The sequence below is a fragment of the Streptomyces yongxingensis genome (assembly GCF_055597465.1).
Genome location: NZ_CM145717.1, coordinates 9,228,237 through 9,248,544 on the forward strand (window position 1 = coordinate 9,228,237; position 20,308 = coordinate 9,248,544).

Annotated in this window: 17 protein-coding genes and 1 pseudogene; 6 read left to right on the forward strand and 12 right to left on the reverse strand. The window is 72.3% G+C overall.

Annotation, left to right across the window (positions count from 1 at the left end):
* Positions 1–22: 22 nt before the first annotated feature.
* Complete coding sequence (locus ACZ6TD_RS39630) at positions 23–1,780, reverse strand: FtsX-like permease family protein (protein WP_471345936.1); 1,758 nt, start codon at positions 1,778–1,780, stop codon at positions 23–25.
* Between the two features lie 78 nt (positions 1,781–1,858).
* Here ACZ6TD_RS39630 and ACZ6TD_RS39635 point away from each other — a divergent pair.
* Positions 1,859–2,377, forward strand: a pseudogene (locus tag ACZ6TD_RS39635) (sensor histidine kinase); the annotation flags it as partial.
* Positions 2,350–3,009: a response regulator gene (locus ACZ6TD_RS39640; protein WP_471345937.1), complete on the forward strand. Its 660-nt coding sequence runs from the start codon at positions 2,350–2,352 to the stop codon at positions 3,007–3,009. The pseudogene ACZ6TD_RS39635 and the gene ACZ6TD_RS39640, both read left to right, overlap by 28 nt.
* Before the next feature lie 132 nt (positions 3,010–3,141).
* Here ACZ6TD_RS39640 and dacB read toward each other — a convergent pair whose 3' ends face one another.
* A complete protein-coding gene (gene dacB, locus ACZ6TD_RS39645) occupies positions 3,142–4,485 on the reverse strand; it encodes a D-alanyl-D-alanine carboxypeptidase/D-alanyl-D-alanine endopeptidase (protein WP_471345939.1) in 1,344 nt (447 codons plus the stop codon).
* 311 nt (positions 4,486–4,796) lie between these two features.
* Between dacB and ACZ6TD_RS39650 the strand changes: the two genes are divergently transcribed.
* Positions 4,797–6,227: a DUF1996 domain-containing protein gene (locus ACZ6TD_RS39650; protein WP_471345940.1), complete on the forward strand. Its 1,431-nt coding sequence runs from the start codon at positions 4,797–4,799 to the stop codon at positions 6,225–6,227.
* 71 nt (positions 6,228–6,298) lie between these two features.
* Here the strand turns inward: ACZ6TD_RS39650 and ACZ6TD_RS39655 are convergent, their stop codons facing one another.
* Entirely contained in the window at positions 6,299–7,240 is a 942-nt protein-coding gene (locus ACZ6TD_RS39655) for a D-alanyl-D-alanine carboxypeptidase family protein (RefSeq protein WP_471345942.1), read from the reverse strand.
* A gap of 120 nt (positions 7,241–7,360) precedes the next feature.
* Complete coding sequence (locus ACZ6TD_RS39660) at positions 7,361–8,071, reverse strand: HAD family hydrolase (RefSeq protein ID WP_471345944.1); 711 nt, start codon at positions 8,069–8,071, stop codon at positions 7,361–7,363.
* A gap of 155 nt (positions 8,072–8,226) precedes the next feature.
* Between ACZ6TD_RS39660 and ACZ6TD_RS39665 the strand changes: the two genes are divergently transcribed.
* The gene (locus ACZ6TD_RS39665) at positions 8,227–9,261 is read left to right on the forward strand and encodes a lactonase family protein (protein WP_471345945.1); all 1,035 of its coding nucleotides are present in this window, start codon (positions 8,227–8,229) and stop codon (positions 9,259–9,261) included.
* 89 nt (positions 9,262–9,350) lie between these two features.
* Here ACZ6TD_RS39665 and ACZ6TD_RS39670 read toward each other — a convergent pair whose 3' ends face one another.
* The 5 genes from ACZ6TD_RS39670 to ACZ6TD_RS39690 all read right to left on the reverse strand — a co-directional run bounded on the left by ACZ6TD_RS39670 (position 9,351) and on the right by ACZ6TD_RS39690 (position 14,644).
* A complete protein-coding gene (locus ACZ6TD_RS39670; protein ID WP_471345946.1) occupies positions 9,351–10,349 on the reverse strand; it encodes a sirohydrochlorin chelatase family protein in 999 nt (332 codons plus the stop codon).
* 330 nt (positions 10,350–10,679) lie between these two features.
* Positions 10,680–11,900 (reverse strand): N-acetylglucosamine kinase, encoded by a 1,221-nt coding sequence (locus ACZ6TD_RS39675; protein ID WP_471358453.1) that lies wholly within the window; start codon positions 11,898–11,900, stop codon positions 10,680–10,682.
* A gap of 19 nt (positions 11,901–11,919) precedes the next feature.
* Complete coding sequence (locus ACZ6TD_RS39680; protein WP_471345948.1) at positions 11,920–12,741, reverse strand: LURP-one-related family protein; 822 nt, start codon at positions 12,739–12,741, stop codon at positions 11,920–11,922.
* A 39-nt stretch (positions 12,742–12,780) separates the two neighbouring features.
* On the reverse strand, positions 12,781–13,458 hold the full coding sequence (locus tag ACZ6TD_RS39685; protein ID WP_275559067.1) for a uracil-DNA glycosylase: 678 nt from the start codon (positions 13,456–13,458) through the stop codon (positions 12,781–12,783).
* Positions 13,459–13,558: 100 nt separating this feature from the next.
* A complete protein-coding gene (locus ACZ6TD_RS39690) occupies positions 13,559–14,644 on the reverse strand; it encodes a WD40/YVTN/BNR-like repeat-containing protein (protein ID WP_471345949.1) in 1,086 nt (361 codons plus the stop codon).
* A 243-nt stretch (positions 14,645–14,887) separates the two neighbouring features.
* Between ACZ6TD_RS39690 and ACZ6TD_RS39695 the strand changes: the two genes are divergently transcribed.
* Both ACZ6TD_RS39695 and ACZ6TD_RS39700 read left to right on the forward strand, forming a co-directional pair.
* Complete coding sequence (locus ACZ6TD_RS39695) at positions 14,888–15,967, forward strand: NADH:flavin oxidoreductase/NADH oxidase (protein ID WP_471345950.1); 1,080 nt, start codon at positions 14,888–14,890, stop codon at positions 15,965–15,967.
* Between the two features lie 202 nt (positions 15,968–16,169).
* Positions 16,170–16,499, forward strand: a complete 330-nt coding sequence (locus tag ACZ6TD_RS39700) for an ArsR/SmtB family transcription factor (RefSeq protein WP_210948560.1) — start codon at positions 16,170–16,172, stop codon at positions 16,497–16,499.
* Here the strand turns inward: ACZ6TD_RS39700 and ACZ6TD_RS39705 are convergent.
* The 3 genes from ACZ6TD_RS39705 to ACZ6TD_RS39715 all read right to left on the reverse strand — a co-directional run bounded on the left by ACZ6TD_RS39705 (position 16,413) and on the right by ACZ6TD_RS39715 (position 20,176).
* A complete protein-coding gene (locus tag ACZ6TD_RS39705; RefSeq protein WP_471345951.1) occupies positions 16,413–17,801 on the reverse strand; it encodes a nucleobase:cation symporter-2 family protein in 1,389 nt (462 codons plus the stop codon). The genes ACZ6TD_RS39700 and ACZ6TD_RS39705 overlap by 87 nt on opposite strands.
* A 165-nt stretch (positions 17,802–17,966) precedes the next feature.
* A complete protein-coding gene (locus tag ACZ6TD_RS39710; protein ID WP_471345953.1) occupies positions 17,967–19,310 on the reverse strand; it encodes an FAD-dependent oxidoreductase in 1,344 nt (447 codons plus the stop codon).
* A gap of 182 nt (positions 19,311–19,492) precedes the next feature.
* Positions 19,493–20,176, reverse strand: coding sequence for a DUF305 domain-containing protein (locus ACZ6TD_RS39715; protein WP_471345955.1), 684 nt, complete (start codon positions 20,174–20,176; stop codon positions 19,493–19,495).
* Positions 20,177–20,308 lie beyond the last annotated feature (132 nt).

Consider the following 20,308-nt stretch of genomic DNA (forward strand, 5'->3'; position numbering starts at 1 on the left):
GGGCCGACGTGGGCTGACGTGGTCACTCCCGCAAGCCCGCCAGTGCCACCGCCCGGCGGCGCAGGGCGAACGCGGCGGGAGCGACCGAGGAGACCACGGCGAGTACCGCGCAGGCGGCCACGGCCGCGCCGATGGCCGTCCAGGGGACGTCGATCGTGGTCCGCACCGACAGCAGGGCCAGGGCACTCCACATGCCCACCAGGTTGAGCCCGGTGACCAGGAGGCCCAGGACCGCGCCGACCGCGACCACCGTCAGCGCCTCGGCGCCCACCAGCCGCAGCACCTGCCCTGAGGTGGCTCCGGCCAGGCGGAGGACGGCCAGGTCGCGGACGCGGTCGGAGGTGGCCATGACCATGGTGTTGGCCACCGAGATGCCCGTGTAGAGGAGGGCGATGCCGAGGACCAGCAGGAAGCCGAGCCGGGTCGTCCGGTTGGTCTCGGGATAAGTCGCCTTCACCCATTGGTCCTTGGTGAGGACGTGGCCGCCGGTGGTGCGCACCGCCGCACGCAGCCCGGTGGCCGCGGCGTCCGCGTCGGCGCCGTGCGCGAGGGCGATGTCGATCCGGTCCACGGTCGCGCCCGAGGCGTTGCGCGGGGTGACGTAGACGCCGTTGTCGCCGGTGCCGGTGGCCATCACCGCGGCGATCCGCAGCGACCTCTCCGTGCCGTCGCCGAGCCACACCCGCACGCGCTCGCCCACGGTGTGCCGCTGCCACTCGCCATTGACGATGATCGAGTCGTCGTCGAGATCGCTCGCCTTCCCGGCCTCGATCGGCAACCGGGACGTGGCGGCGAGCGGTCCCGGATCGGCGGCGTGGGCGTCGGACTTCAGGAGCGACCCGCCGTCCTCCAGGACGTACACGGCGCTCGTCGAGGTCGCGGACACCTCGACACCGGGCACGGCGCGCAGCCTGCGCAGCGTCGCCGTATCGAAGCCCGCACCCCCGGCCGGGGTGATGACGAAGTCGGCGGCCGTCCGCTGACGGGTCTCGGCGGCCCGCGCCCGGTTCAGCGTCGCGGTGGCGCCCAGGAGGGAACCGGCGAGGGCGACGGTGACCAGTACGGGCGCCGCGATCGCGGCCGTGCGGCGCACACCGGCGGCGGCGTTCTCCCGCACCAGCATGCCACCGGCACCGGGCAGCCGGGCCGGGAGCCAGGCGATCAGCCGGGTCAGCGGGCGCACCGCCACCGGCGCGAGCAGCGCGACCGAGGTGATCAGCGGCATCGGCCGGCTCACATAGGTCTTCCGGTGCAGCAGGTCGCCCGGGTCCGTGAGCAGCGTCAGGCACAGCGTCACGGCGGCGGTCACCAGCAGGGCCAGGCCGGACAGCCGGCGGCCCCAGGTCATCATCCCGCCCGTGCCGCTGTCCGCGGACGCCTCGCGCAGCGCCTGGGCGGGGCCGGTGCGGCCCGCCCGCCAGGACGCGGCCGCCGCGCCGCACAGCGCGACGAACAGCCCCGTCCAGAAGGCCATGTGGTACGGCCAGATGTGGTGGCCGATGGTGAACCAGCGCGGCGCGAGACCACCGTCGACCACTCGGTCCGCCAGCCGCGGCGCCCCGTACGCGCCGAGCAGACAGCCGGTGGCCGAGGCGAGCACACCGACCACGAGCGACTCGGCGAAGACCATCCGGCGGATCTGGCCCGGGGTCGCCCCCGCCACGCGCAGCAGCCCGAACTCCCGGCGCCGCTGGGCGACCGCGAACGCGAAGGTGGAGGCCACCACGAACGCCGACACGAAGACGGCGACACCCCCGGCCGTGCCGAACATCGCGTTCATCGCCGCGAGGGCCTCGCGATCCCGGTCCGGGTCGGGGTCGGCGAGGCGGCGTCCTTGCCCGATGAGGACCCGGACGCCGCGCTCGGCCTGGCCCGCCTGGACGCCCCTCCCGGGCCGGTCGCCGATCAGCTCGCGAAGGCCCAGGAGGAGGCGGACAAGGTGCTCGCGGAGCTGCGCGAACTCATCCGCGGCATCCACCCCAAGGTGCTGTCGGACCACGGCCTCCCCGCGGCGGTCGCCGACGCCGCGGACCGCTCCGCGATCCCCGTGGACGTGGATCTGGCCCTGTCCGGACGGCTGCCCCAAGCGGTCGAGGCCGCCGCGTACTTCGTCGTCCGCGAGGCCCTCACCAACGTCGCCAGGCACAGCGGGGCGAGCCGCGCGGAGGTGAGCGGAGGACACCGGGACGGACGGCTGTTCCTCCAGGTGCGCGACAACGGCCGGGGCGGTGCGGACGCCGGCGCCGGGACCGGGCTGACCGGACTCGCGGACCGGGTTGCGGCGCTGGATGGCAGAATCTCCCTGTCCAGTCCGCCGGGCGGACCGACCCTGTTGCGTGTGGAGTTTCCTTGCGTACGGACCGACCGCTCCGCGTAGTACTGGCCGAGGACAGCGTGCTGCTGCGGGAGGGGCTCATCGGCCTGCTCGGCCGCTGTGGCCACGACGTCGTCGCGGCCGTCGGCGACGCTCCGGCACTGCTCGCCGCGGTCGAGGAGCACGCTCCCGACATCGTCCTGACGGATGTGCGCATGCCCCCGGGGTTCCAGGACGAGGGCCTGCACGCGGCGGTGCGGCTGCGCGAGAAGCGGCCCACGCTGCCCGTCCTGGTCCTCAGCCAGTATGTGCAGCGCACGTACGCCACGGAACTGCTGGACTCCGGTGACGGCACGGGCGTCGGCTACTTGCTGAAGGACCGGGTCGGGCAGGTGGCGGACTTCGTGGCCGCCCTGTGCGATGTCGCGGACGGTGGCACCGTCGTCGACCCCGAAGTGGTGCGGCAGTTGCTGCGCCGACGCCGCGATCCGCTGGAACGGCTCACCGCGCGGGAGCGGGAGGTGCTGGGGCTGATCGCGGAGGGCAGGTCGAACGGTGCCATCGCCCGTGAACTGGTCGTGTCCGAGGCGGCCGTGGGCAAGCACATCGGCAGCATCCTCAGCAAGCTGGACCTTCCTCCGGCGGAGGAGACACATCGCAGGGTGCTGGCGGTCCTCGCCTACCTGCGGGCGTGAGCCGGAGGATCCGGGCAGGGCGGATGACGTGCTTGGCGGCGTCCAGCGTCCGGCCGCAGAGCCGCCGCCCGAGCCCCCGGCCACGCGGTCCACCGCAGGTGATCCGCGGTGCCGGGGATCAAGGCCGTGCGGCTACGCCCAGCAGCCGTTGACCGTGGCGGCGAGGCCGTCGAGGGTGTCCTTGGTGGCGGCCGGGTCGGCGGAGGACTGGTTCTCGATGAAGGAGAAGACCTTCCACCGGCCGTCCTCCGCCTTCGTCAGGCCGCTGAGCGCGATGGCGCCGGTCAGCGTGCCCGTCTTGGCCTTGACCTGGCCGACGGCGCATTCGGAGTCCGGAGTGTCGAAGCGGCCCCACTCGGGGCCCAGGGTGCTGCCCGCCTCGCCCGCCACCGGCAGGCCCTCGTCGACGGAGCGCAGCAGGCCGCGGTAGCGCGGGTCGGTGAGCAGGTCGAGGATGTCCGCCACGGTCCGCGCCGGGATGCGGTCCGCGCGGGAGAGCCCGCTGCCGTCGTGGATCTCGAAGTTGGCCATCGAGACCCCGTAGTGCCGGCTGAGGACGTCCCGCACCACGGCCGTGCCGTCCTCGAAGGTGGCGGGCCTGCCGGCGCCGAGCGCGGTCATGCGCAGCACCGTCTCGGCGATGTCGTTGTCGCTCTTCTTGAGCATCTTCTTGATCGTCTCGGCCAGCGTGGGGGACAGGTGCTGCCCCACCGGGACGTCCGTCGCCGAGGCCGTGCCGCGGGTGACCTCGCCGTCGACGGTGACGCCCTGGTCGGCGAGTTGCTGGGCGAAGACCTTGCCCGCGTCGATGGAGGTGTCCGCGGACAGCTTGCCGTCCACCACCAGGGAACGCACCGGCGACACCTGGTCGTCGTAGTAGGAGTCGTTCCAGCCGGTGGCGAGGGTCGGCTCGGCGAAGAGACTGTCGTCGATGCGGACCTTCACCGAGTCCAGGCCCCCGAGCTTCACCCCGGCGGCGGCCGTCTTGGCGAGCTCGGTGAGATCGGCCGTGGTCAGCATGCGGTCGCCGCCGCCGATGAGGGTGAGCGTGCCGTCGCCGTAGACCACCTTGGTGGTGAACCGGTGCTCGGGGCCGAGCACCGTCAACGCCGCCGTGGCGGTGGCCAGTTTGGCGTTGGACGCGGGCATCAGCGCGGAGTCGGCGTCATGCCCCCAGATGACCTTGTCGGACGCGGAGTCCAGCACGATGCCGCTGAAGGTGTCGCCGAGACTCGCGTTCTGCGCGCGGGTGTCGAGGTTCTCCGCCATCCGCTGCTCGGCGGGGTCCAGCCCGTCGGCGGCCACGGACTGGGCCGTCGTGGTGGTCTTGGTGCTCTTGTCGGCGGCGAGCGCCGACGGAGCGGACAGCAGCGCGCCGGTGACCGGGACGGCCGCGACGATGAACGCGCAGCGCACGGCGAGGCTCATGGGCTTGGCTTTGCGATGACGCCCTTGGGACGAGGTCGCGCTGGACATGGGGGGCTCCGGGGCGCGTAGAGGGACATGGGGGGTGGTGAAGCGAGGCACTCACTTTAGCCGTAGCTGATCGTCTTCGTCCCGTCCGTCCGTGGACATGTGGTGAAGCCGACGCGGAGATACGTCATCGCACCGACTCCTCCGGCTATTTACGAGATGTTGCGACCACTGTTGAGAACGATCGGCTCGCTGTCCGTATCCATCGGTGTCGGGCTGTGCCCTCCACTCCGGGACGGGTGAGGGAGCGCGCTCCGACGTGGCCGAGGGCAAGGCGTCCCCGGCGTATGAAGACTGCCGATGAGGGGCGAAGGATGAGGAACAAGAAGAGACACAAGCGATCCAGGGTCATCGGGCTGACCGTGGTCGGCGTGACCGCGCTGGCCGTGGGTGGCGGGGCTCTCCTGATGACCGACAACGATGCTTCCGCCGCCCGCCAGTCGGCCGGGCAGCAGGCGTCGGCGCGGACGGCGATGACCGTCAAGTGCCCGGATGCCGCGACCCGTCTGGCGAGTGTTCCGCAGCAGGCCCGGCCCACCGTGGACAAGGAACTGGCGACGATGGACAGCCAGGTGGCCGACGCCTACAAGCAGTTGGCCGCGCGTGGCCCCGGCGCCGACCGGGACTGGGTGCGCACCCGGGTGCTGGAGCCGCTGTCCGCCCAGCGGCGTGGCGCGCTGGACCGCATCGGGAACGAGATCGGCCGGGTGGCGAGCCGCCCGTCCGGCCTGGACGCGCTGGCGTCCTGCAGCGTGCAGGAAGCGCCCAACCCCGCCGCCGCACCCGCCGCCGCGTCGGCGGGCGCCACCCCCGCCGCGGGAACGGCCGCCCCCGCCGCTCCGGCCGCGGGCGGCCAGGCGCGGTCCGGCCCGGTCCGGGCGGACTTCGTGGACATCCGCAAGGTGAAGCCGAACGTCAAGAACCCCCGCACGCGGGGCAACGCCTCCCGCGGCACCTTCTCCTCGCGCTGCGGACGCAATGAGAACAAGCACTTCAACTCGGACAACGTGATCGTCGCCCCCGGTGTGTCCAACGGCGCCCACCACATGCACGACTACGTCGGCAACCTCGACACCGACGCCTTCTCCACCAACGACGGCCTCGCCGCCGCCGGGACCACCTGCACCAATGGTGACCGCTCCACCCACTACTGGCCGGTCCTGCGGCTCCAGGACGGGACGAAGGAGGTCGACGCCGACGCGCCGGGCGGCGGCACCGAGGGCAACATCGGGCGGATCCTGCGGCCGACCACCGCGTCGATCACCTTCCGCGGCAGCGCGGTGTCCAAGGTCGTGGCGATGCCCAAGTTCCTGCGCATCATCACCGGCGACGCCAAGGCATTCACCAACGGCACGGCCAACGCCAACGCCTCCTGGAGCTGCACCGGCTTCGAGAACCGGCAGCTGAAGGACAAGTACCCGCTCTGCCCGAAGGGCAGCAAGGTGGTCCGTACGTTCAAGTTCCAGAGCTGCTGGGACGGCAAGAACGCCGACAGCGCGAACCACCGCACCCATGTGGCGTTCGCGGACGCCAAGGGCGCGTGCGCCAAGGGGTTCAAGGCCATCCCGCAGCTGATCCAGCGGATCACCTACAAGGTCGCGCCCGGCTCGCTCTTCGCGGTCGACAGCTTCCCCGAGCAGTTGCACAAGCCGGTGACCGACCACGGCGACTTCATCAACGTGATGTCCGACTCGCTGATGAAGAAGGCCGTGAAGTGCATCAACACCGGGCGCAAGTGCGGCTGACAGCCGCTGCCCGCAAGGCCCGGCGCCCCGGCCGGACTTCAGGTCCGGCCGGGGCACCGCCCATGTGTGGTTCAGTCCTGGGGCGTGCCCTTGGGCAGTTGCCGCCACGTCACCTCGGTGTGGGCCCGGAACGCCCAGTCGAGCATCTTTTTCGCGTCCGGGTAGCGCTTGGGCGCGTTGAGGATCACGCCCACGACGGTGCGTCCGTCACGCTTCGCGGCGAAGACCAGGCACCTGCCGGGCGCCGTGCCGGTGCCCGTCTTGATGCCGATCGCGCCGCTGTACGAGCCCAGCAGCCGGTTGGTGTTGTTCCAGTAGTACGTCCTGGTCCTGCCGTTGGCGGCCGGGGCCTTCTGGATGGTGTCGACGGACTTGACGACCGTCCCGAGGGTGGCGTTGCGCAGCGCGTGCCTGGCCAGCTTGGCCATGTCGCGCGGCGTGGTGTAGTTCTGTCCCCCCTCCGAGATGCCGTCGAAGGTGTCGTAGTGGGTCCTGGTCATCCCCAGCGCGGACGCCTTCTTGTTCATCTGCGTGATGAACGACTTGGTGCGCTTGGCGGTGGTGTCACCCGTGCCGAACGTGTCGGCGAGCGCCATGGCCGCGTCGCAGCCGGACGGCAGCAGCAGGCCGTACAGCAACTGCTTGACGGTGAGCTTGTCCCCCTTCTGCAGGTCCGCCTTGCTGCCGCCGACGCGCGCGGTGTAGTCGATGTACGACTGCTTGACGGAAACCTTCTTGTTGAGATCCAGCCCCCGGCTGTCGAGCACCACCATCGCCGTCATGAGCTTCGTGGTGCTCGCCATCGGCCGCTTGGTGTCCGCCGCCTTGGCCCACAACTGCTTGTTGGTGCCGTTGTCCAGCAGATAAGCGCCCTTGGCGCTGACCCCCGACGGCCCGCGCGCGGCCTCGGTGTCCTGAGCGGCGCTCGCCGGCACGGCGACCGCCAAGGCCGCCGCCGAGGCGATGACCGCCGTCCCCCAGCGGCGGATCGCCTTACCCCCACGTCTTTCCATACGCCCTCCGTTTCTCCTATGACATGCCGGTGAATGTCCGGGCATGCGCGCATCGTCTCACTGGAGGGCGGATAGCGATGTCCCGGGGTGCCAACGGCAACCGCGTTGCCGGGGCGGGCATCAACGACCGTCTGCGACCCCTTCATCCGTGAACCACTCACCTATGACCCACTCATAGGCCCGCCGGGCGTCGAACTCCGGCTGCCCGCCCCGGAAGAGCAGCCCCGCCGAGGCGAACAGCTCCCCGTCCGGAGACGGCCCGCCCGCGTACGGAACGGCGATACACCGCATCCCGGCCCGCCGCGCCGCCTCCACCCCGGGGCCGGCGTCCTCGACCACCACACACTGCCCCGGTTCGACGGCAAGCAGCCGTGCCGCGGCCAGGAACACATCCGGCTCCGGCTTGCCACGGCCCACGTCCTCCGCGGACACGTAGACGGGCAGCAACGCGTCCAGCCCGGTGGCCTTCAGCGCGGTCTCGATCGCGGAACGGGACGAGCCGGAGGCCACGACCAGTGGATGCCCGGCGGCCCTCAGCCGCTCCACGAAGGCCCGCATCTCGGGAAAGATCTCGGTCGTGGCCGCCAGCTCCCGATAATGCCGGTTCTTGACGGCGAGCAGTTCCGCCACGGGCGCCTCGATGCCGTACCGCTCGCGCAGCGTCTCCAGCGTCTCGCGGGTCCCGATCCCGATGAACTGTGTGTGCTCCTCCCAACTGAAGCCGGCGACGCCGTACCGCTCGAGGGTCCGCCTCCTCGCCTCGTAGTAGAGGGGCTCGCTGTCCACAAGCGTGCCGTCCAGGTCGAAGATCACGGCGGGCATGGTGCTCATGAGGACAGCATGCCAAGAGTTCGCCCGTGCCATCGCCGGAACTCCGCGGCCGCCGTGCTCGGCGAGGGTTCGCATGACGGCGTGTTGGTCTAGACCGCTCTGTTAGCGTCGGCCCCGAGCGGATACCGAACCGGAGTCGGCGGAAGGACAGTGCGGTGGGTGTGACAGGGAGTGGGTGGCGGGCGTACATCGGGTCGTTCACGTCGGAGGGCGGTGCCGGGGTCACCGTCGCGGATGTCGACGATGAAACCGGGGCGCTGCGGATCCGGAACTCTACGGATGTGGTCGTCAATCCGTCCTATCTGGCGCTCGCGCCCGGTGGGCGCGTGCTGTACGCGGTGAGTGAGACCGATGAGGGGGCGGCCGCCGCTCTGGACGTCGGGCAGGATCCGCCCTCATTGGTCGGGGAGGCTGTGCCGGTGCTCGGTGCGGCGCCTACTCATCTGGCGCTTGCCGGTGGGCAACTGCTGACGGCCAACTACGGGTCCGGCAGTGTCACCGCGCTGCCGGTGCTGGCGGACGGCCGGCTCGGGGAGTCGGTGGCCGTGCTGCGGCACGAGGGCAGTGGGCCGCATCCGGAGCGGCAGCGGGGTCCGCACGCTCATGCCGTGGCGGTCGATCCGTCGGGCGGCTGGCTGCTCGCCGTGGACCTGGGGACCGACGCGGTGCAGGTGTACGCGCTGCCCGGGCCGCGTCCGCATCGTGAGGTCCCACTGCGTCCGGGGAGCGGTCCGCGCCATCTGGCGTTCCATCCGCGGGGCGACCGCGCGTATGTCGTCAACGAGCTCGAACCGACGATCACGGCCTGCCGTTGGGACGCGGCGTCCGGCGTTCTGGAACCGCTGGGCGAGACCCGTCTGGTGCCCGACGGCACGGACGTCGAGACCTACCCCGCCGAGGTCGTGGTCTCCGGGGACGGCCGCTTCGTATGGGCGGCGAACCGTGGCCATGACAGCATCGCGACGCTCACCCTCGATGCGTCGGGCGACCGCGTGGAGCTGGTCACCACCACGCCCTGCGGCGGCCACTGGCCCCGCGATCTGACGCTCGGCCCGTCGGGACGACGGCTCTACGTGTCCAATGAGCGCTCGGGCGATGTCACCTGGTTCGACATCGACCCCTCGAGCGGGGTGCCGCGTCGTGGGGGTTCGGTTCCGGCCCCGGCGGCGTCCTGTGTGGTCTTCGGGTGACGCTGGGCGGCGCGGCGGACGTGAGTGGGGGCGGTGACCTGGTGGTCACCGCCCCCGCTGCTTCGTCCGTTGTTCCGTCGTCCGTCGCGTCAGCGCATCACCGGCGAAGCCTGCTGCAGCGTGATGCCCAGCGCCGCCGCGTACTTCGCCAGCGCCAGCTTGCCCACGGCCGGGTAGTCGCCCAGCGCCTCGGCCGCCGAGCAGCCCGCCTCCTCGGCCGCCGCCGAGATCAGCTCGGGGGAGACCTCCGGGCCGATGAGGTACGGCGCGAGGGCGAGCCGGGCCGAGCCGGCCGAGCGCAGCTGCTCGGCGACGCGGAGGACGGCCCCGTCCACGTCCAGCGCGGCGGCCATCACCGGCACCGCGAGGCGCGCGGAGAGCAGCATGCCGGTGATGCCACCGGCCTGGGCCGCTTCCTCGCCGCCCACCGTGGCGAGGATGATGCCGTCCGCCGCGGTCGCGACCGTGAAGAGGCGCGCGCGGTCGGCGCGGGCCAGGCCCGCCTCCGACAGACGTACGTGCAGGGCCTCGGCGAGCAGCGGATGCGGGCCGAGGACGTCGGTGAGTTCGGCCGCCGAGCCGCTGCTCATGACGGCCTGGCGTATGCGGCGCAGCTGGGCGCTGTCCGGGCCCGCGAGCAGCGGGACCACGACGGCCGCCGGGCCGTCCGTGGGCACCGTGGGGACGGGCGGGACCTCGTCGACGACCTCGCCCGCGGCCTCGGCCGCGGCGATCGCCTCCGCCGCCTCGTCGGCGAGGGCCTTGGCGGCCTCGGCCGCCTGCCGCAGGCGCTCGGGGTTCTCCTGGGCGGCGCGCGTGAGCACGGTCTCGAGCTGCGGGAACTCCTCGCCGTCCCCGTCCAGGAAACCGATCTGGGCGTCGAGCCCGGGCATCTCGGAGCGGGCGATGCTCAGGAGCTCCTCGGCCAGGCGCCGGGCACCGTCATTCGGCGCACCGGGGACGGCCAGCACCAGCGGAGGCGCGCCGAGGGGTACGGCGGCGGGCTCCGGTCGGCGGTGCCGTCCGGGCTGGCGGGGACGCGGCATTCGTACAGGCAGGCCGGACGCGGGCCCTGTGGGGGAGCTCATGGCGCCGCATGTTAGTCGCTCAATGGGCTCGGCTGTTCGGGAGGGGGTGACTGGGGGCATGTGTCCCGCTTTGTCGACCGGTGTTGTGTGTTGATGTGCGCTCAGCGGCCATACTTGGTCGAAGAATCAGTCATGTGTCCGGAATGGTCGGTCATGGCGTTCGATATGGGTGGACTCGTATTGGGCACCCGTTTGGGACGCCCGTGTCGGTGTCCTGTGCCGGCGTCCGTGTCGGTGTCCTGTGCCGGCGTCCGTGCCGGCGTCCGTGCCGGCGTCCGTGCCGGGCCTCCCGCGTCGCGGCGCGTGTCGTTTTCCGTACGGGGCGTGAGGTCAGACGACGCTGAGCAGCGCCGGGTCCCGTGGCAGCCGCAGTTCGTCCGCCGCCAGCGCCGCCGCGACGCACAGCGCCCCGTCCAGCGGATCCCCGGCCGCCTCGGTGACCCGGACCCCGGGCAGCCGCGCCGCCAGCTCCTCGCGCACGGGCGTCAGCAGCGGCGCGCCCATGCGGAACAGCCCGCCGGTGAGCGCCACCTCGCTCGACTCCAGCCGGGGGCAGACCGCCTCGGCGGCCTCGGCGACATGGCGGGCGGCGGTCCGCAGGATCGCCTCCGCGACCGGGTCCTCGGCGGCGCACCGGCCCACCTCGGGGGCGAAGGAGGCCAGGACGGCGGGGCGGTCGGGGCGCGGATACAGCTTCCCCGGCAGCCCGGCCGCGGGGCCGAAGACGGCTTCCAGGCGGGCCAGCAACGGCTTCGAGCCGCCGTCGCGGCCGTCGTACGCGCGCATCGCCGCCTCCAGGCCCGCCCGGCCGATCCACGCACCGCCGCCGCAGTCGCCCAGCAGATGGCCCCACCCGTCGGCACGCCGCCAGCCGGTGGCGACCCGGCGGGTGTCCCCGCCTGGGGCCGTGGCGTCTGCGCTGGACACACCGCCCGTGCCGGATGAGCCATGTGCACCGCCAGGACCGCCCGTGCCGGGCAGGTCACCCGTACGGGACGCGCCGCCCGCGCCGGACACACAGTCCGCGCCGGCCAAGCCCTCCGCAACCCCCTCCGGCACCGCCCCCAGCGCGATCAGCCCCGTCCCCGCCGCGACCACCGCGCCGGGGCGCTGGTCCAACGCCCCGGCGTACGCGGTCACCGCGTCGGCCGCCAGGGCGAGTCGCCGTACGCCCAAGGCGTCGGCGAGCGCCTCCGGGAGCCTGGCGCGCAGGTCGTCGCCGAGTGTGGCCATGCCCGCCGCGCCGACGCAGACCGCGCCGAGGCGCCGGGCCCCGGCCTCGCGCAGCAGCTCCCGGGCGGCGGGCAGGACCCGCGCCAGCAGGTCCTCCGCGTCGATGCCCCGGTCGCCGACGACGGCGGGCGTGGACGAGGACCACGTCAGCGGCGGCGAGGACCACCTCAGCGGCGTGGACGAGGTAAGCGGTGGGGACCCGGCCAGTGCGTTCTCCGCGGCGGAGCCGCCGTAGGCGTCCGCGCGGGCCACCCCCACCCGTACGCCGGAGCCGCCCGAATCGATCCCGAGCACATGCGTCGCCGCGGCGTCGAGCATCGTGTCGTCGGTCACCGGCTCAGCCGAACCCGCGCGAGTCCTGCTTGAGCGCCGTGTCCACGGTGAGGGCCGTGGCGATCACAAGGCTCAGCAGCGGATCGGACAGCTGGCGGTGGATCTGGAGGACGTAGTTGTCCGCCGTCGTGAACATCGTCTTCGCCAGGCCCTCCCAGGTCTTGGTGATCCGGGCGACCTCGGCGTCCGTGTGGTCGACGATGGCGAAGTTCCAGGCCCGCCAGTTCTCCGCCTTGATGGCGCCGACCTGCTGGCCGTTGACGTGAATGCCGAAGTTGATCTTGCCGAAGACGTTCTGCTGGACGATCTCACCGACCGGCTGTCCGTCCGGACGGGTCACCAGCACCTTGGACTTCAGGAACTTCGCGGGCCGGGTGAGCACCAGATGCGGCTGCCCGTTGGCGTCGCGGATCTCCAGCCGGTGCGTCATGAACTGGTCGAGGCTCGAGATGAACCGCGCGATCTTCTTCAGCGTGCTCTGGCCGACCTGGACCACCGAACCGATGGTGCGCCCGTGCTGGTCGAAGACGCTGTACTCATTGGTGAGCTCGATCAGCTTGGCCTTCTGGTTCACCACCAGCACCGGTTCGGTGAACAGCGTGCCGCCGCCGCCCGCCGCGGGTCCCACATGCGCCTGCTGCTGCACCTGGTGCTGGACCTTGGCGGGGTTGGGGTTGGGCGGGGCGGCCTGCTGCGGCGGGGGCTGTCCGGGCCGGCCCGCGTGCGTATGGGCGGTCCACTGGGCACCGTCCCACCAGCGCAGCTGGTCCGGCGTGCCCTGGGGGTCGGCGTACCAGCCCGCAGGGGTGTTCGTAGGTGATGTCATGGCGGGCAGACTACCCCTCGCCCACCTGGAACGATGGGCTCAGGGAAGGCGCCAGTCCACGGGCTGGGCCCCCTGCTGCGCCAGCAGCTCATTGGCGCGGCTGAAGGGGCGGGAGCCGAAGAACCCGCGGTCGGCGGACATGGGGGAGGGGTGTGCGGACTCGACCGCCGGAAGGCTGCCCAGCAGCGGCCGTACGTTACGGGCGTCGCGGCCCCACAGGATGGCCACCAGGGGGCGGCCGCGCCCGGCCAGCGCCCGGATGGCCTGCTCGGTGACCTCCTCCCAGCCCTTGCCGCGGTGGGCGGCGGGACGGCGCGGGGCCGTGGTGAGCGCCTTGTTGAGCAGCAGTACGCCCTGCTGGGTCCAGGGCGTCAGATCGCCGTTGGACGGGCGCGGCAGCCCGAGGTCGGTGTGCAGCTCGCGGTAGATGTTCTCCAGGCTGCCGGGTAGCGGCCGGACCTCGGGCGCTACCGAGAAGCTGAGCCCCACCGCGTGTCCGGGCGTGGGATACGGGTCCTGACCGACGATCAGCACCTTCACCTCGTCGAAGGGCTGCTGGAAGGCGCGCAGCACATTCGGCCCGGCGGGCAGATAGGTGCGGCCTGCCGCGATCTCGGCCCGCAGGAAGTCGCCCATCGCCGCGATGCGTTCCTCGACGGGCTCAAGTGCCTTGGCCCAGCCCGCTTCCACAATTTCATTCAAGGGTCGTGCTGCCACACCGCGTCACTCTAGTGGCTCAGCGGGTCGCCGCGTGCCACCTCACGATCACTCTCGGCCGGTCACGGCGATCGCCCTCGGCCGATCACGGCGGCCGCTCTCAGCCGATCACCGCGGCCCGGACACACAGCACATCGGGGAGATGGCGGGCGATCTGCCGCCAGCTCTCGCCCTCGTCGGCGCTCGCGTACACCTCGCCGTTGCGATTGCCGAAGTAGACCCCGGCCGGATCGGCGTCATCGGTGCGCAGCGCGTCTCTCAGCACCACCCCGTAGTGGGGCTCGCCCGGCAGTCCGGCGCACCGCTCCTCCCAGGTGGCGCCCGCGTCCTCGGTACGGAACACCCGGCAGCGGTAGCCCGGGGGGTAGCGGTCCGAGCCGTCGGCGGCCGGGAAGACGTAGGCGACGCCGCCCCGGCGCGGGTGGACGGCGACCGCGAAGCCGAAGTCGGCCGGGAGGCCCTCGCTGATCTCGGCCCAGTGCGCCCCGCCGTCGTCGCTGCGGTACACCCCGCCGTGGTTCTGCAGATAGAGCCGGTCGAGGTCGACCGGATCCCGGGCGATCTTGTGGACGCACTGCCCGAACTCGGGATACTGATCCGGCAGGAATTCCGCCTTGAGCCCGCTGTTGGACGGCGCCCAGCTCTCCCCGCCGTCCGCCGAGCGGTACACCCCGCCGGAGGAGACGGCGACCATGAGCGCCCGCGGGTCCCTCGGATCGGTGACGACCGTGTGCACGGCCTGCCCGCCGAACCCCTCGCCCCACTCCGGCCGCTGGGGGTGGTCCCACAGGCTGCGGACGAACGCGAAGGTCTCCCCGCCGTCCTCGGAGCGGAACAGCGCGCCCGGCTGGGTGCCCGCGTAGACCACCCCCGGCTCGTCGGGCCCGGCGGGCTCGAGCTGCCACACCCGCTCCAGCGAGGTGCCGGTGCCCTCGGGGAACTTCACCGCGGGCCTGGCGGGCTCGTGCCAGCTCGCCCCGAGGTCCTCGGAGCGGAAGACCGAGGGGCCCCAGTGCGAGCTGTCCGCACCGGCCAGCAGCCGGGGGCGGTCGCCCCGGGTGTCGATGCCGACGGAGTACACCGCCTGCATGGGGAAGTGGGGGCCGGTGAAGTCCCAGCCCCCGCCGCCGGGGCGGCCGAGGAAGAGACCCTTGCGGGTGCCGACGGCGAGCAGGACATCGTTCATGACGGCTCACTCCTTGGAGTGCGAGACGGGACGGCGGAACGGATGGATGTGTCCGTCGTCACAGAGTCTGCACCCACCCACTGACAACGGACCGGAAGCAGCCGCGTCACGCGAGGGCGCATGCGCCACACAAGGTCATGCGCGTCATACGAGGGCTTCGTAATTTGACGATCGTCGTACTACGATGTTTACCGTACTAAGCGGCGGTCCGGCCGGACCCCACGAGGAGAAACGGAGACGTTCATGAGTGCCCTCTTCGAACCCTTCACCCTGCGGTCGCTGACCATCCCCAACCGCCTCTGGATGTCGCCCATGTGCCAGTACAGCGCGGACCCGGATAAGGGCGCCGGGGTCCCGCACGACTGGCACTTCGTCCACTACGGTGCCCGCGCCACCGGCGGCACCGGACTGATCCTGGTCGAGGCGACGGCCGTGTCCCCCGAGGGCCGCATCAGCCCCGGAGACCTCGGCATCTGGAACGACGCCCAGGTCGAGGCGTTCGTCAAGATCGTCGGCTTCCTCAAGGGGCAGGGCACCGTGCCGGGCATCCAGCTCGCCCATGCCGGCCGTAAGGCGTCCACCGACGCTCCCTGGAGGGGCGGTGCCCCGCTCGGCGCCGACCAGTGGGGCTGGCAGCCGCTGGGGCCGAGCCCGGTCCCGTTCGACGAGGGCCATCCGGTGCCGGACGAGCTGTCCGAGGCGCGGATCGGCGAGATCACCCGCCAGTTCGCGGACGCCGCACGGCGCGCGCTCGCGGCCGGTTTCGAGGTGGCGGAGATCCACGGCGCCCACGGCTATCTCATCGGCGAGTTCCTCTCCCCGCACAGCAACCACCGCACCGACGGCTACGGCGGCTCCTTCGACAACCGCGTCCGCTTCGCCCTGGAGGTCGTCGACGCGGTCCGCGCGGTCTGGCCGGACGAACTGCCGCTGTTCTTCCGTATCTCGGCCACCGACTGGCTGGAGGAGAACGGCTGGACCCCGGATGACACCGTCCGGCTCGCCGCCCTGCTGAAGGACCACGGCGTGGACCTGCTCGACGTCTCCAGCGGAGGCAACGCCGCCGGTGTGCGCATTCCGGTGGAGCCGGGCTACCAGGTGCCGTTCGCCGCGCGGGTGCGCCGGGAGACCGGGCTGCCGGTGGCCGCGGTCGGGCTGATCACCGAGGCGAAGCAGGCCGAGAAGATCGTCACCAATGGCGAGGCGGACGCCGTGCTGCTGGGTCGCGAGCTGCTCCGGGACCCCTACTTCGCTCGCCATGCGGCGGCCGAGCTGGGCGGCCAGGTGCACAACCCGGACCAGTACCACCGCGCGGTCCGCTAGAAGGACCCTAGCCCCTGAACGCTGTCGCCGTCCCGTCCGGGGCCTCACGTGGTTCGGAGCCGAAGTAGTACGGCGATCGTCAAACTACACTGGAGGCATCGGAACGAGGCGATGAGGAGCAGCCGTGCAGACGCAGACCACGCCGACCGCGCCCCAGTCCCAGCCCCAGGCGTCGTCCCAGCCCCAGGCGTCCGGGCGCTCGCTGGAGCATCCGCGGCGCGAGGCGATCCGCCTCGAGGACGTGCTGCACGCGCTCTCCGACCCCATGCGGATGCGGGTGGTGCGGACGCTCGCCGAGGAGACCTGCGAGCTGTCCTGTTCGGTCTTCGACCTGCCGGTCAGCAAGTCCACCACCACCCACCACTTCCGGGTGCTGCGCGAATGCGGTGTGATCCACCAGATCTACCGGGGCACCGCCAAGATGAACGCGCTGCGCCGCGCCGACCTAGACGCGCTGTTCCCCGGACTGCTCGACAGCGTCCTCGCCGCCGCGGCCCTCCAGGAGGGGCGCCTCGGCGGCGACCGGGGCTGAAGTCCGCCCGCCCGGCAGGTGGTTGAAGAGCAGATTGAGCGCGATCGCGGTGACGCACCCGGCGCTGATCCCGCTGTCCATCACGGTCTGGAACCAGTCCGGGAACTCCTTGTAGATCCCCGGCACGCCCACCGGCAGCAGCCCCACGGCGACCGACACCGCCACCACCGTCAGGTTGTGGTTGTCCCGGAAGTCCACCCCGGCCAGGGTGCGCAGCCCGCTCGCCGCGACGGTACCGAACATCACCAGACCCGCCCCGCCCAGCACCGGGGCCGGGATCGCCGCCACCACCGCGCCCAGCTTCGGGGCCAGCCCGAGCAGCACCAGCAGGCCGCCCGCGGCCGCCACCACCCAGCGGCTGCGCACCCGGGTCATCCCCACCAGGCCGACGTTCTGCGCGAAGGCGGTGTACGGGAAGGTGTTGAAGACCCCGCCGAGCACGGTCGCGGCGCCGTCCGCGCGCAGTCCGTCCGCCAGCCGCCGCCCGTCGACCGGGCGCTCGGTCAGCTCGCCCACCGCGATGAAGTCGCCGGTGGTCTCGGTCATCGTCACCAGCGCGACGACCAGCATGGACACCACGGCCGGCGTCTCGAACGAGGGGGCGCCGAAGTGGAACGGGGTGGAGACGCCGACCCAGTCGGCGTCGCCTACCCCGGAGAAGTCGGTGAAGCCCATGGGTATCGCGGCCGCCGTCCCGGCCACGATTCCCACCAGCACCGCCACCCGGCCGAGGAACCCGGGCGCGAAGCGCTGCACAGCCAGGACGAGGACCAGCACCCCGGCGGCCAGGCCCAGGTTCTTCGGCGTACCGAAGTCCGGCGCGCCCTGGCCGCCCGCCGCCCAGTTGCCCGCGACCGGCAGCAGCGAAAGGCCGATGATCAGTATCACCGTGCCGGTGACCAGCGGCGGGAAGAACCGCAGCAGCCGCCCGAAGACCGGTGCCAGCACGATCATCGCGACCCCGGCCACGATCACCGAGCCGTAGATCGCCGGCAGCCCGCCGCCCTCCGTGCCGATCAGCACCATGGGGGTGACCGCCGCGAAGGTGCAGCCCTGCATGATCGGCAGCCGGACGCCGAACCGCCACAGCCCCACGCACTGCAGGACCGTGGCGATACCGCACAGCAGCAGATCGGCGTTGATGAGATACGCCAGATCGGCGGGGGACAGCTTCATCGCCCCGCCGACGATCAGCGGCACGGCCACCGCGCCCGCGTACATGGCCAGCACATGCTGGAGTCCGAAGGCGGCGAGCCGGCCGGGCGGCGGCACCTCGTCCACGGGATGGCGTACGGACGTCATGGCGGCTCCTCGCGCGGCGCGGGGTTGGGCGGCGGATCGGGGTGAGGCGACCGTAGAAGGCTTAAACAATCTGTTGATTTCAGGAGTGTTGCCGCCCTGTGTCAACCCTCTGGACCGCGCGGACCCGCGGACCGCCGGTGGAAGCCGACCGGCGCCCGACCCGGATCACTCCTGCCCGCGCGCCGCGCCCAGCAGCCCCGTCCAGTCCGGGATCTTCACCTTCGTGCGCCCCAGCGCCTCCCCGAGCGCCTCCTCGGCCGCCTCGATCCGCAGCCAGCCGGTCCACTCCACCGGCTCCACCCCGGCCTCGCGCAGCGCCCGCAGCGGATCCGCCACCACCGGGCGGGCGGCGAGCGCGTCCGCGTCGGCCAGCAGCGAGGCCACGGTCTCCTTCGCACACGGCCGGTTGGTGCCGATCACCCCGGTCGGGCCGCGCTTGATCCACCCCGCCACGTACTCCCCGGGCGAGGGCTCGCCGCCGCGCAGCACCCGCCCCGCCGTGTTGGGGACCGTGCCGCGCTCCTCGTCGAACGGCAGCCCCGGCAGCGGCACACCCCGGTACCCCACCGACCGCAGCACCAGCGGCGCCTCGATGTCCTCGAACACCCCGGTGCCCGCCACTCCGCCGCGCCCGTCCGGCGCGGTCCGCTCGAAGCGCACCGCGCGCACCGCGCCCTCGCCCAGCAGCGCCACCGGCTTGAGGAAGAACCGCAGATGGATCCGGCGCGGCCGGCCCGTGGGCTCGCGTCGCGCCCAGTCGCGCAGCACCTCGACATTGCGCCGGTTGATCCCCGGCAGCCCCGACGGGTCCGCGTACGCCGGGTCCAGCGCCAGCTCCTCGGGGCGCACCAGCACATCGGCACCGGTCAGCGCGCCCAGCTCACGCAGCTCCTTGGTGGTGAACTTCGCCTGCGACGGCCCGCGCCTGCCGACCATGTGGATGTCCGAGACCCGGCTCTCGGACAGCGCCCCGAGGGCGGCGTGCGGCACATCGGTGGGCCTCAGCTCCTCCGCCCCACGGGCCAGAATGCGCGCCACGTCCACCGCCACATTGCCCACCCCGATGACGACGGCGGAACTCGCCCCGAGCGCGAAGGTGTCGACGGTCGCGTCGGGATGGGCGCTGTACCAGGAGACGAACTCGGTCGCGGAGAAGCTGCCCGGCAGTTCCTCGCCCGGAACGCCGAGCCGCCGGTCGGTGGCCGCGCCCACGCAGTAGACCACCGCGTGGTAGAGCCCCAGCAGTCGCTCGGGCACCAGCGGGGGCGGGCCCACCTGCACATTGCCGAGGAAGCTGACCCGGGGGTGCTCCAGGACCGCGCGCAGCGTGTTCTGCAGCGACTTGATCTTCTCGTGGTCGGGCGCGACACCGTAGCGCACCAGCCCGTACGGACAGGGCAGCCGGTCCAGCACATGCACCGACACCTCGGGGACAGCCTGCTGCTGGACGAGCGCTTGGGCGGCGTACACCCCGCTCGGCCCGGAACCGACGACCGCGACGCGAAGCACGAGGAGCTCCTTCCGCAGGATGTCTCCAGCATCCCACCCGGCGGGGCGCCCTGTCCGGCACTACGCGCCGAGGGACCGTCCCGGGTGACACCGCCCGGCCGCCGGTCCACGGGCCCGCGACCGCGCCGCGAGCCCGGCTCCAAGCCGGTCCAACGGTCCCCGAGGGCTCCGTGCGCCGCCCGCTACGACATCTGCCGCATCCGCCGGATCTCGCTGCTCTGCTGCGCGATCACGTCGTTCGCCATCTCCTCCACCCGGACGTTGTTGCCCTGGGCCAGCACATCCGTGGCCATGGAGACCGCGCCCCGGTGATGGGCGATCATCAGCTCGAGGAAGAGCGCGTCGAAGTCGGCGCCCTCGGCGGCGCGCAGCCGCGCGAGCTGGGCCTCGGTGGCCATCCCCGGCATCTTCGCGGCATGGCCCCCGTGGCCGTCCCCGTCGCCGCCCTTCGGCTCGCCGCCATCGGTCTTCTGCCAGGCGCGCATCGCCTCGATCTCCGGCTTCTGCCCGGACGCGATGCGCTCCGCGAGCCGCTTGACCTTCGCCGACTTGGCGCGGTCGGCGGCCAGGTCGGTCATCACCAGGGCCTGCCGGTGGTGCTCGATCATCATGCGGACGTAGGAGCGGTCGGCGGAGTTGGGGGAGTCGTCGTCGCCCGCCTTCGCCGCCTCCTCGGCCGACAGCTTCTTCGCCGCCTCGCCGGGCTTGCCCGGCGCGATCACCGAGGGCTTTCCGTCCCTGTCCTTCCCCGCGTCGGCCCCGCCGCCGCTCTCCGTGTCACAGCCGGTCAGGACGAGTGCCAGGGCGGCCGCCGCCGCGGCGGCCGCGAGGGATGCGGAGTGGAGCGTCGTACGGCGGTTCAACACCGTGGCCTCCTGGGGCGCTTGGGATCCGCAGACCGTCTTAGCACGTCAGCGGCGCTCCCGGTCCGGGCGAGTTGGGAAAATCTCTTTACGAACATGTTGCTACCTGTTGTGGTGTACATGGATAGAGCGATA

Coding starts and splice junctions, on each gene's coding strand:
- ACZ6TD_RS39690 (WP_471345949.1), bottom strand. CDS start 14,644: ATGAACGATGTCCTGCTCGCCGTCGGCACCCGCAAGGGTCTCTTCCTC.
- ACZ6TD_RS39695 (WP_471345950.1), top strand. CDS start 14,888: ATGAGTGCCCTCTTCGAACCCTTCACCCTGCGGTCGCTGACCATCCCC.
- ACZ6TD_RS39680 (WP_471345948.1), bottom strand. CDS start 12,741: ATGACATCACCTACGAACACCCCTGCGGGCTGGTACGCCGACCCCCAG.
- dacB (WP_471345939.1), bottom strand. CDS start 4,485: ATGTCCAGCGCGACCTCGTCCCAAGGGCGTCATCGCAAAGCCAAGCCC.
- ACZ6TD_RS39660 (WP_471345944.1), bottom strand. CDS start 8,071: ATGAGCACCATGCCCGCCGTGATCTTCGACCTGGACGGCACGCTTGTG.
- ACZ6TD_RS39650 (WP_471345940.1), top strand. CDS start 4,797: ATGAGGAACAAGAAGAGACACAAGCGATCCAGGGTCATCGGGCTGACC.
- ACZ6TD_RS39670 (WP_471345946.1), bottom strand. CDS start 10,349: ATGAGCTCCCCCACAGGGCCCGCGTCCGGCCTGCCTGTACGAATGCCG.
- ACZ6TD_RS39675 (WP_471358453.1), bottom strand. CDS start 11,900: ATGCTCGACGCCGCGGCGACGCATGTGCTCGGGATCGATTCGGGCGGC.
- ACZ6TD_RS39630 (WP_471345936.1), bottom strand. CDS start 1,780: ATGAACGCGATGTTCGGCACGGCCGGGGGTGTCGCCGTCTTCGTGTCG.
- ACZ6TD_RS39655 (WP_471345942.1), bottom strand. CDS start 7,240: ATGGAAAGACGTGGGGGTAAGGCGATCCGCCGCTGGGGGACGGCGGTC.
- ACZ6TD_RS39705 (WP_471345951.1), bottom strand. CDS start 17,801: ATGACGTCCGTACGCCATCCCGTGGACGAGGTGCCGCCGCCCGGCCGG.